This is a genomic window from Rhodanobacter sp. KK11 (assembly GCF_033345435.1).
GTDB lineage: Bacteria > Pseudomonadota > Gammaproteobacteria > Xanthomonadales > Rhodanobacteraceae > Rhodanobacter.
The window spans coordinates 365,554-375,993 of sequence record NZ_JAWPMI010000003.1 but is presented as its reverse complement, the minus strand read 5'-3'; the positions used below and the strand labels follow the sequence as shown (position 1 = coordinate 375,993).

Sequence of the window (10,440 nt, the reverse complement as noted above, 5' to 3'; positions counted from 1 at the left end):
GCTGGGCCGTTCGGTTTGCTCGATGAGGAAGTACAGGGCGGCGAAGAGGCCTTCGGTGGTGGGAGCATCCAGCGGGCTGCATCCGGGTTCGATGGTGTCGCTTTGGCTGTTGGCGTGGAGGTCGCGAAAGGCTTCGCTGTTGGCGAGACCGGGCGGTGGTCACGGGCTACGTGGTGCAGTTCGGGGACACGCTGAAGAGCATCGCGCAGGCGATCCGACGGCTGGTTCAGGTGCGCCCGTGTCCTCGCCCCCCTAAACTGTCGGTCAAGCCTGGGGATTGGCATTCCCCATCAGTTGCACTGGAGTTCCTGCATGCCCCGTTTAGCCCGCCTGGATATCGCAGGCGTACCTCAGCACGTGATGCAGATCGGAGCGGGTGATGCGCCGACCTTCGCCTGCGCGGACGATTGCTGGACGTACCTGGAGTATCTGTCTGAAGCGAGCCGTGGGGACGGCTGCGAGATCCATGCCTATGCGCTCGCCCCCTCGCGTACGCAGCTCCTCGTCACCGGGCCGGTGCCCGGGGCTGTGGCGCGGATGATGCGGCGGGTGGGATTGGCCTACGCACGGCACGCCAACGCGCGTGACGGTCGCCGCGGCGCGTGCTGGCGGGGCCGTTACCTTTCATGCCCGGTAGGCGGACAGCGACACATCCTGCTTACCTGCGCCCATGTCGAGCGGAGCGCACGGCACGGCCCCCACACTTTGCATGCCGATCATGCCTGGTCCAGCCATGCGCACAACGCGCACGGCCGACACGACCCGCTGGTCAGCCTGCATGCCGCCTACGTCGCACTGGGTGTCAGCCCGGACGAACGCCTGCATCGCTATCGCGAACTGGTTGCGCAGAGCCACGAGATCGACGAGGCGCTGGACATGCACACGCGGCAGGGCCGAGCGTGGGGAAGCGAGCGGTTCCTGCGGCGCGTGGCTACCGTGCTCGGGGAGCATCGGCCCGCACGGCCTCGGGGAAGGCCACGCAAAAAGCCCAAGGCGACCGACAGGCTTGCGTCATTTTTCCTGTCCCCTTTTCTCTTGACAGATTGGCTGGCCTTCGTCGAGACTTTGTGAACGGGATCTCGGACGCTCCAGCTCGCACCAGGTGGAAGCAGCAGTTCGGGATAAACAGGGGGGCGTTGGTCGGTAAGCATCGGCGCCATGGAATGAGGCGAAAGCCGCAGTACGCGACGGCAGGGCACGCAGTCGTGCGCAAGAAGTGATGGATTACATGCCCGAGTTCGACCAACTTGAGGCCTTTCTCCGGAAAGATCCTTCCAATACGGTGTTGGCTACCGACCTGATCGGCCGACTGCTGGCTGCGGGTCGCGTCGACCAGGCGCTCAAGGTACTCGACGGTCTGGCACCCGGCGTGCGGGCGGATCATGGACTGCGCTTTCTCGAGGCTCGCGCACACTTGCAGGCCGGTGATGCCGCTGCTGCCGCAAGCATCCTTCGCAGCCTGCTGGCCGATGGCGCCGAAGCTGCGACGATCCATCACGACCTGGCCTATGCCGAGTTCGCCTTGGGCCATATCGAGCTGGCCGATCAGGCATTGCAGCCAGCGCTCCGGCAGCTTCCGCCGTTGCCGGAGGTCCAGCGCCTGCACGCACGCCTGCTCCACTGGCAGGGGCGATTGGACGAAGCGCTCGCCGCCATTGACGAAATCCTGACCGGGCAACCGGGTGATGTGGAAGCCGGTGGCGTTCGCGCCCTGCTGCTCCTGGACTTGGGGCGCTTCGACGAAGCGAGGCAGGCGGCCTTGGCGGTGTTGTCACGCGATCCTGCGCAGCTCGAGGCGAGCATCACCACCGGCACGCTCGCACTATGGAGTCAGCGCGTGGATGAGGCAGTCGCCACTTTCGGTAGGGTGGTGGGCCGCCATCCGCATGCGGGGCGCGCGTTGGCCGGCCTTGGCCAGGCGTGCATGCTGGGAGCGAATATCCCGGAGGCTTGCCGCCTGCTGGAACAGGCGGTGGTGCGCATGCCCGGTCACATCGGTACATGGCATGCACTGGCCTGGTGTCAGTTGCTGCTGGGGAATCTCGCGGGCGCGCAGGCCAGCTACGAGCAGGCGTTTGCGCTCGACCGCAGTTTCGGCGAAACCCATGGTGGTTTCGCCGTATTGCATGCCTTGCGCGGAAACGCAGCGGAGGCTGAAGCAGCCATCGCACGCGCGCGTCGGCTCGATCCGAACGGCCGCAGCGCGGTCTACGCCCAGGCGCTGCTTCTGTTGGCGAATGGGAGGGATGACGAGGCGGCCACGCTGGTGGCGCCGATCCTGGCACAGACGCCGCCTGCCTCGCAGGGCACCGATCCGCTGGCGTTCCTGCGCCGCTTGCGGGCGCGGATGGTCGAGGCTTGAGGAGACCGAGCATGGATGCCGACACCGCTATGCACCTTCTTGCGCAGACCCTGCTGACTGCAGCCAAGGTCTCGGCACCGATCCTGCTTGCGACGCTGGTGGTCGGCGTGCTGATCTCGATCGTGCAGGTGGTCACGCAGATCCAGGAAATGACGCTCACCTTCATCCCGAAGCTGGTGGTGGTGGTGGTCATGTTCCTGGGCTTCGGGGCCTGGATGATGTCGGTGGTGGTGGCGTTCGCCCGGCAGATGATCGCCTCGGTGGCGGGGATGTAGCCGTGGCCGGACTGGAGCTTATTGCCATCCGTTTCCTGCTTGCCACGGCGCGGTTCACGCCGGTGCTGGCGGTTCCGGCGTTGACGCCGTTCGCGTTCGTACCGGTGTTCGTGCGACTGGCCTTGTTGCTGGCGGTGGGGTTGCTGACAGCTGGCGTTGCGCCGGTCCAGACGGGGTTGGCCGGTATCGACCAGCCCATCGCGCTGGGCGTGGCCCTGCTCGGCGAAATGGCGATGGGCCTGACGCTGGCGCTGGCGGTGGTATTGCCGGGCGCGGCCATCGGCATGGCGGCGAACGTGGTCGACGTGCAGTCGGGAGCGTCGGCGGTGAGCATCTTCAATCCGTCCATGCGGACTGCGGAGTCGATGACCGGCACGGCCATGCAGTGGGTTGCGGCGCTGGTGTTTTTCGCGCTCGGCCTGCACCTGTTCCTGTTGCGCTGGGTGCTTGCGTCCACGCGCTTCGCGCCGTTGGGGAGCGCCTTTCTCGCCATCACTCCGGGCGCCTTCGTGAGCCTGCTGGGCAGCCAGTTCCTTCTCGGCCTAGCCGTGGTGGCGCCGGTGATCCTGGGCCTGCTGGGGGTGGACCTGGCGGTGGCTTTTGCTAGCCGCTCGATGCCCCAGGCCAACATCTATTTCGTCGCGCTGCCGCTGAAGATCGCGGCGGCCTTCCTGCTGCTCGCCGCCGACCTGCGCTATGCCCCGGAGCTGATCGGCCGGGTGTATTCGCAAGCGTTCGGCGCCATCTCGACCGGGGGGCCGTGACGCCGTGTCCGAGAGCGAGCAGAGCAAAACCGAGCAACCGACCGCGTTCCGCCTGCAGGAGGCGCGCAAGCGCGGGCAGGTGCCGCGTAGCGCGGAGTTCGGCGGCACGCTGATCCTGCTGGCTTTCAGCGTGACGCTGGCGGTGTGCGCGGGGCGGCTTGCCGGCGCCTGTGCCGCAGCGCTGCGCGATTGCCTGCAGCTGGCAGGCAACGCACCGACGGCCGGTGGCGCGCTCGCGCACTGGATCGCCGGGACGTTTGCGCCGGTGGGCCAGGCACTGGTTCCGCTGGTATTGGCCGTTCTGGTCGTAGCGGTGGCGGGCAACGTGCTGCAGGCCGGTTTCGTGTTCAGCACCCATCCGCTCAAGCCCGACTTCACGCGCATGAATCCGGCCCAGGCGGTCAAGCGCCTGTTCGGCATGCGTACGGTGTGGGATTTGGCGAAGCTCAGCGTCAAGGCCGGCGCCCTGGCGTTGCTGGCCTGGTACGCCATGGGCAAGTTGGCGCAGGTGGTCGGCGCCGTCGCCTCGGCCAGCCCCAGGCAGTTGCCGCGGCTGACCCTGGCGGTGTTCGACAAGGTGGCCATGTGGCTGCTGGCAGTGATGCTGCTGCTGGCGATTGCCGACGTGCTTTTCTCACGCCGCGAGTACGTGCGCAAATTGCGCATGAGCCGGCGCGACATCAAGGACGAGACCAAGCGCCATGAAGGCGACCCGGCAGTCCGCGCCAAGCGGCGGCGCCTTTCCGCCGAACTACTCAAGCGCGCCCGCGCCGTCGGCCGGGTCGCCGAGGCCGACGTGGTGGTGAACAACCCGACGCACCTGGCCGTGGCGCTGCGCTATCGCCCGCGCACCATGCATGCGCCGGTGGTGCTGGCCAAGGGTAGCGACCGCGTCGCCGCACGCATGCGCAAGCTGGCCGAACGTCATGGCGTGCCGATGCTGCGCTCGCCCGAGCTTGCACGCGCGCTGTTCCGCAAGTGCGGCATCGACGAGCCCGTGCCGGCCGAGCTGTTCGGCCATCTCGTGCCGGTATACCGCTGGCTGATGTCGCGTCCCGGCAACCGGATCCGCACATGACCTCGTTGCTGCGCCAACTGCTGACGGGCAAGCGCGACCTGGCGCTGGTGCTCGGCATGATCGGGATCCTGGTGATCCTGTTCACGCCGATTCCCTCGCCGTTGCTCGATCTCCTGCTGGTGCTCAACTTCAGCATGGCGCTCCTGGTGCTGCTGATCACCTTTTTCACCGAGACGCCGCTGAGCTTCTCGACTTTCCCGTCGTTGCTGCTGATCACCACGCTGTTCCGGCTGGCGCTCAACATTTCCGCCACGCGCCTGATCCTCGGCCACGGCGAGGCAGGGCGGGTGATCCATGCCATCGGCTCGTTCGTGGTGGCCGGCAACTACGTGATCGGCCTGGTGGTGTTCCTGATCCTGGTGGTGGTCCAGTACGTGGTGGTGACCAGCGGTGCGCAGCGCGTGGCCGAGGTGGCGGCCCGCTTCATCCTGGACAGCATGCCCGGCAAGCAGATGAGCATCGACGCCGACATGAACATGGGGCTGATCGACGAGCACGAGGCCCGCCGGCGCCGCGCCCAGATCGAGAAGGAAGCCAACTTCTACGGCGCGATGGACGGCGCCACCAAGTTCGTCAAGGGCGACGCGATCGCCGGCATCGTGATCATCCTGATCGATATCGTCGGCGGACTCACCGTCGGCATGGTGCAGCAGGGCATGGCATGGGGCGATGCGGCGCAGCGCTATACGCTGCTCACGGTCGGCGACGGCATCGTCACGCAGATTCCTTCGCTGGTGATCGCGGTCGCCACCGGCATCATCATCACGCGCGCTGCCACCGATGCGCAGCTGGGCACGGAGATCGCGCGCCAGGTGCTTTCCAATTCGCGCACGCTGGCCATCGTCGCGGTGGCGCTGGGCGGGCTGCTGGTGTTGCCAGGCCTGCCGGCCTGGCCGGTGGCCGTCGTGCTGGCCATGGTGGTGGCGGTGGCCTGGATGGCCGCACGCAACCGCGAGAAGGAAGAGGCCCTGCCGGAGGAGCCACCGGCGCTGCCTACGAATCGGGAAGAGGATCTCTACCGGCTGCTGCAGGTCGATGCCATCGAGCTGCGCATCGGCAGCGCGCTGGCGGCGGGGTTCCGCGAAAAGTCTCTCGACGTGACCGAGCGCATCGCGCTGTTCCGCAAGCAGTTCGCGCTCGATTTCGGCTTCGTGATGCCTACCGTGCAGGTGCGGCAGGATCGCCCGGTCGGCGAACAGGCCTACGAGATCCACCTGCAGGGCGCACGGGCGGGGCAGGGAGAACTGCGGTTGGACGCACTGTTGGCGATCAACCCCGGCGGCAAGCGCGCACGGCTGGAAGGGCGCGAAACCCGCGATCCGGCCTACGGTCTTCCGGCGCTGTGGATCGACCCGGCGCAGCGGCAGTTCGCGCGCGGTGCCGGCTACACGCTGGTCGACCCCGAAACCGTCATGGTCACGCACCTGAACGAGCTGATGAAGCGCCACGCGGCGGACCTGCTGACCCGCGCCGAAACCGAGCGCCTGGTGCAGCGGGTGCGCGAGCAGCAGGCCTCCCTGATCGACGAGCTGGTGCCCGGCGTGATGTCCTACACCGACATCCAGAAGGTGCTCCAGCAGCTGCTGCGCGAGCAGGTCAGCATCCGCAACATCGAGACCATCCTGGAAGTGCTGGTGGACGCTGGCAAGACGACCAAACAGGCCGACGAACTGGCCGAGCGGGTGCGCGAGCGGCTCGGCCCCGGCATCTGCCAGAAACTTTGCAATGCACAGGGCGAGCTGCACGTGCTGACGCTGGCGCCGGAGCTGGAGCGCGCCATCGTCGCCACCGTGCGCCAGCGCGAGGGCAGCGCGGTGCTGCTCAACGACGCGGCGCAACTGGAAGCCCTGCTGTCGAGCCTGGCCCACCAGGCCGAGGCCATGATGGGGCGCAGCCTGCTGCCCGTGCTGCTGTGTCCCGGCAGCATCCGCCGCTCCCTGCGCCAGCTGATCCAGCGCAGCTTGCCGCACGTCAGCGTACTGGCGGTCGGCGAGGTGCCGACCCATGCGGTCGTGCGCGCCTTCGGCACCGTCGCCGCCCATGTTCCGGCAGCGGCTTGAGGAGAACCAGGAACCCATGGATACCACCATTGCAGGCATCACCCGCTACCTGAGCCAGGATGTGGACGCGCTCAACGTAGCGAGCCAGAACATCGCCAATCTGCGCACGCCGGGTTATCGCGCACAGAAGCTGACGCCGGATTTCGGCAACGCGCTGGCGGCCTCCCAGGTGCGCCTGGACATGGGCAATGGCGCGCTCGAACAGACCGGGCGCCCACTGGATGTCGCGCTACGGGGCGCCGGTTTCTTTACGGTGGACGTCGGCGGCGACACGCTGCTGATGCGCGCGGGCCAGTTGGGCATCGACAGTCAGGGGCAACTGGTCGATCCGGCCGGGCACCCGGTGCTCGGGCAGGGCGGCCCGATCACGCTTGGCCCTGCCGCGCGCATTCACGCGGACGGTTCGGTGGTCGAGGATGGGCGCGTGATCGATCGCCTGCGCATCGTCGACGTCGAGCAGCCCGAGCGGCTGCAGGATCTCGGCAGCGGCCTGTACGCCTATGCCGGCCCCGTGCAGGACTGGAGCGGCACGCTGCGCACCGGTGCGCTGGAGCAGTCAAACGTCGACCCCGGCAACGAGATGGTGCGGCTGATGGAAATCACCCGTCATGCCCAGTCGCTGCAGCACGCGATGGAGGCTTACGACCAGGTGCTGCAGGCCGGCATCAACCACATCGGCGAGAACAGCTGAGAGAACCTCCCATGATCGACGCACTCTACATCGCGGCTTCCGGGCTGCAGGGCTCGCAGGCCCAGATCGACACCATTTCCAACAATCTGGCGAACCTGCAGACGCCGGGGTTCAAGCAATCCCACGTCAGCTTCGCCAACGTGGCGGCGCTGTCGCCCGCGCAGGTGCAACAGGATGCGTCCGCGGAAGGAAAAGACGCGGGCATCGAGGTGCTCGGCACCCGGGCGGTGTTCACCGAGGGCGCCCTGGTCCAGAGCGGCAACCCGTTGGATCTGGCGATCCACGGCCAGGGCTTCCTGGAAATCGTCGATGCCGGCGGCAACCACATCTATACGCGCGACGGCCAACTGCACGTGGACAACGAGGGCTATCTCGCCACGGTCACCGGCAACCGCCTCGCCGACGGCATCCAGATTCCCCCCGATGCCCGTTCGGTATCAGTCGGCAGCGACGGGCGGATCACGGCCCTGCTCGGCGACGACACCCAGGCCACCGAGCTGGGACAGATCCAACTGGCGACGTTTGCTTCGCCGGAAGGGCTCAAGCAGGTCGACGGCAACGCCTTTGTGCCCACCGAGCAATCAGGCGATCCCACTCTGGGCCATCCGCAGGACGCCGGCTACGGCACGATCGCGCAGGGCATGGTCGAGCAGTCCAACGTCGACATGGTGCAGTCGATGACCTCGCTGGTGCTGGCGCAACGCGCCTACCAGCTCAATGCCAGGGTGCTGCAGGCGGCGGACGAGATCCTGGACACCATCAACAACCTGCGCCGTTGATCGCGATGCGTTCCCTGGTCGTCCCCCTCCTGTTCCTGTTTGCCCCGGTCCTGCCCGTCCACGCGGCGGAGCAGACGGTGGCTGCCGCGCGCATCGTCGATGCGGCCAGGGCGGCGCTACAGGCGCTGCCGCTGGAATCCGGGACGCGCCTGGAAGCGAAGGTGGTCGGCGAGCCGGCGGATGCGGTGGTGCCGTCCGGTTCCCTCCAGATCCGGGCGGCGGCGCCGTCGGGCCATTGGCCGCGTTCGCGGGTGGCGCTGCCTGTCCGGTTGTCGGTCGCAGGGCGGCCGGTACGAACCGAGACCGTGTGGTTTGCGGTGAAGGCGATGCAGTCCCTGGCCGTTTATGCGGCTGATGCCGGACAGGGCACGCTCGCTCAGACCGTGCAGGTTCGCATGGCAGAGGTGGATACGGCCCAGTTGCACGGCCACCCAGCACGCTCGCTGGCCGCCATGCAGGGGCAGCGCCTGCGCCGCGCGATGCTGGCCGGCGCGCCCGTGCTTGAAGAGGACTTCGAGCCGCTGCCGGATGTCGATGCGCGCCAGCAGGTCACGGTACTGGTTCGCTATGGGGCGGTCCGCATGCAGACGCGCGGCACGGCATTGAGCGCTGGCGACGCCGGCCAGACGGTCGCCGTGCTCGCCGCCGGGGCGGAAAGCCCCGTACAGGCGCGGGTAACGGGCAAGGGAGTGGTCGAAGTTGCGCGCTGAATCGTTCTCCCTGGCCATTGTGGCCACCTTGGTGCTAAGCCTGATCACTGCACCCGCCATGGCGCAGTCGCAAGCGACGGCGCCGGGTTCGCTGATCCAGCCGGACGCCTACCGCGGGCTGACCGCCGACCGGCGCGCGCATGCCCTGGGCGACATGCTGACCGTGGTCGTCGTCGAGACGGCGCACGCGAGCGTCAGCGCCAACACCGACGGCTCGCACGACCTGAAGCTGTCTGCGCAGGCCCGTACGCCCCGCGGCACCTACCCCTACGGCTTCGGGATGGGCGGCTCCGACCAGGGCGAGGGGCTGACCTCGCGCGCCGGCACTCTGCAGGCACAGCTCGCGGTGCGCGTGACCGAAGTAGGGCCCGATGGCCTGCTGCATGTGCGCGGTGAGCAGTCGGTGATCATCAACGGCGAGCAGCAGCGCATCGCACTGAGCGGCCTGGTGCGCGAGGAGGACATCCTGGCCTCCAACCTGATTCCGTCGAACCGGATCGGCGACGCGCAAATCGAGTTCACCGGGCAGGGCGACGTATCCGAAGCCCAGCGCCACGGTGCCATCTACCGTTTCATGAAGTGGTTGAGGTTGCTGTGAGAGGCACGTATTTCCTCGGCATCCTGCTTGCGCTGCTGCCGCTGGCTGCGGGAGCGGACGGCGCCAGCGTACGCCTGAAGGACATCGCACGCATCCAGGGCGTGCGCGACAATGCGCTGGCCGGCTACGGCATCGTGATCGGCCTGTCGGGCTCGGGCGATTCGGCCAAGAACCGCGTGACCGTGCAATCGGTCGCCAACACGCTCAGCCACTACGGCATCAACGTGGGCCCGGGCGACCTGTCCGCCCGCAACGTCGCGGCGGTCATGGTCACCGCTACGCTGCCGGCCTTTGCCGAATCCGGGCAGAAGCTCGACGTGGAAGTGTCCTCGCTGGGCGACGCCCGCAGCCTCACCGGCGGCATGCTGCTGCTGACGCCGCTGGAAGGGCCGGACGGCAAGCTCTATGCGCTGGCCCAGGGGCCGGTCTCGGTGGGCGGCTACGTGGTCGAATCGTTCGGCAGCCTGGCGCAGAAGAACCATCCCACCGTGGGCCGCGTCCCGAACGGGGCGACCATCGAACGCGCGGCGCCGCTGGGTCTGGGCGGCGACCCCGGCACCCTGGACGTGGTGCTTTACCAGCCCGATTTCACCACCGCCGAGCGGGTGGCCGAATCGCTCAACCGCAGCATCCCCGGCGTGAGCGCGGTTGCGCAGGACGCGGGCAAGATCGCCGTGCGCTTTCCTGGCCCACCGGCAAGCCTGGTACGCGCCATTGCGCAGATCGAGAGCGTGTCGGTCGTGCCCGACCAGGTTGCCCGGGTGGTTGTCAACGAGCGTACCGGCAGCGTGGTGGCCGGCGGCGACGTACGCATCGGCGCAGTATCCATCACGCAGGGCGACCTGCGCATCGAGGTGCAAACGGATTTCCTCGTCTCGCAGCCCGAGGGCGCTTACGTGCGGCCTTCGCGCAACATCACCACGGCGGTGGTGCCGCAGAGCACGATTAAGGTCGACGAGCCGCCGGCGCACTCGGTATCGATGCCGAGCGGCACCAGCGTCACCGAGCTGGTGGCAGCGTTGCGCGCGATCCACATCAACACGCAGGGCGTGATCGGCATCCTGCAATCGATCAAGGCCGCTGGCGCACTGCGCGGCGAGCTGGTCATCCAGTAAGGGGGAAC

At 67.8% G+C, this 10,440-nt stretch carries 11 protein-coding genes; all 11 read left to right on the top strand.

From position 1 onward, the window contains the following. Positions 1–312 precede the first annotated feature (312 nt). On the top strand, positions 313–1,071 hold the full coding sequence (locus tag R5H19_RS09710; RefSeq protein ID WP_318158793.1) for a transposase: 759 nt from the start codon (positions 313–315) through the stop codon (positions 1,069–1,071). Positions 1,072–1,228: 157 nt separating this feature from the next. Then, positions 1,229–2,362 (top strand): tetratricopeptide repeat protein, encoded by a 1,134-nt coding sequence (locus R5H19_RS09705; RefSeq protein ID WP_318158792.1) that lies wholly within the window; start codon positions 1,229–1,231, stop codon positions 2,360–2,362. Positions 2,363–2,373: 11 nt separating this feature from the next. Continuing rightward, positions 2,374–2,637, top strand: coding sequence for a flagellar biosynthetic protein FliQ (locus R5H19_RS09700; protein ID WP_318158791.1), 264 nt, complete (start codon positions 2,374–2,376; stop codon positions 2,635–2,637). 2 nt (positions 2,638–2,639) lie between these two features. Next, complete coding sequence (locus tag R5H19_RS09695) at positions 2,640–3,401, top strand: flagellar biosynthetic protein FliR (protein ID WP_318158790.1); 762 nt, start codon at positions 2,640–2,642, stop codon at positions 3,399–3,401. Between the two features lie 4 nt (positions 3,402–3,405). Continuing rightward, complete coding sequence (locus R5H19_RS09690) at positions 3,406–4,479, top strand: EscU/YscU/HrcU family type III secretion system export apparatus switch protein (protein ID WP_318158789.1); 1,074 nt, start codon at positions 3,406–3,408, stop codon at positions 4,477–4,479. Next, positions 4,476–6,539 (top strand): flagellar biosynthesis protein FlhA, encoded by a 2,064-nt coding sequence (gene flhA, locus R5H19_RS09685; RefSeq protein WP_318158788.1) that lies wholly within the window; start codon positions 4,476–4,478, stop codon positions 6,537–6,539. The genes R5H19_RS09690 and flhA overlap by 4 nt, the downstream gene beginning before the upstream one ends. Before the next feature lie 16 nt (positions 6,540–6,555). Then, a complete protein-coding gene (locus tag R5H19_RS09680; protein WP_318158787.1) occupies positions 6,556–7,230 on the top strand; it encodes a flagellar hook basal-body protein in 675 nt (224 codons plus the stop codon). An 11-nt stretch (positions 7,231–7,241) separates the two neighbouring features. Continuing rightward, complete coding sequence (locus R5H19_RS09675) at positions 7,242–8,009, top strand: flagellar hook-basal body complex protein (protein ID WP_318158786.1); 768 nt, start codon at positions 7,242–7,244, stop codon at positions 8,007–8,009. A 5-nt stretch (positions 8,010–8,014) separates the two neighbouring features. Next, positions 8,015–8,719, top strand: a complete 705-nt coding sequence (gene flgA / locus R5H19_RS09670; RefSeq protein ID WP_318158785.1) for a flagellar basal body P-ring formation chaperone FlgA — start codon at positions 8,015–8,017, stop codon at positions 8,717–8,719. Positions 8,720–8,777: 58 nt separating this feature from the next. Then, the gene (locus R5H19_RS09665; protein WP_318158784.1) at positions 8,778–9,317 is read left to right on the top strand and encodes a flagellar basal body L-ring protein FlgH; all 540 of its coding nucleotides are present in this window, start codon (positions 8,778–8,780) and stop codon (positions 9,315–9,317) included. Beyond that, the gene (locus tag R5H19_RS09660) at positions 9,314–10,432 is read left to right on the top strand and encodes a flagellar basal body P-ring protein FlgI (protein ID WP_318158783.1); all 1,119 of its coding nucleotides are present in this window, start codon (positions 9,314–9,316) and stop codon (positions 10,430–10,432) included. The genes R5H19_RS09665 and R5H19_RS09660 overlap by 4 nt, the downstream gene beginning before the upstream one ends. The last annotated feature ends 8 nt before the right edge of the window (positions 10,433–10,440 follow it).

Excerpts from the sequence above, each read along its gene's own strand:
- flgA (WP_318158785.1), top strand. The coding sequence starts at position 8,015 with ATGCGTTCCCTGGTCGTCCCCCTCCTGTTCCTGTTTGCCCCGGTCCTG.
- R5H19_RS09700 (WP_318158791.1), top strand. The coding sequence starts at position 2,374 with ATGGATGCCGACACCGCTATGCACCTTCTTGCGCAGACCCTGCTGACT.
- R5H19_RS09680 (WP_318158787.1), top strand. The coding sequence starts at position 6,556 with ATGGATACCACCATTGCAGGCATCACCCGCTACCTGAGCCAGGATGTG.
- R5H19_RS09675 (WP_318158786.1), top strand. The coding sequence starts at position 7,242 with ATGATCGACGCACTCTACATCGCGGCTTCCGGGCTGCAGGGCTCGCAG.
- flhA (WP_318158788.1), top strand. The coding sequence starts at position 4,476 with ATGACCTCGTTGCTGCGCCAACTGCTGACGGGCAAGCGCGACCTGGCG.
- R5H19_RS09705 (WP_318158792.1), top strand. The coding sequence starts at position 1,229 with ATGCCCGAGTTCGACCAACTTGAGGCCTTTCTCCGGAAAGATCCTTCC.
- R5H19_RS09710 (WP_318158793.1), top strand. The coding sequence starts at position 313 with ATGCCCCGTTTAGCCCGCCTGGATATCGCAGGCGTACCTCAGCACGTG.
- R5H19_RS09665 (WP_318158784.1), top strand. The coding sequence starts at position 8,778 with ATGGCGCAGTCGCAAGCGACGGCGCCGGGTTCGCTGATCCAGCCGGAC.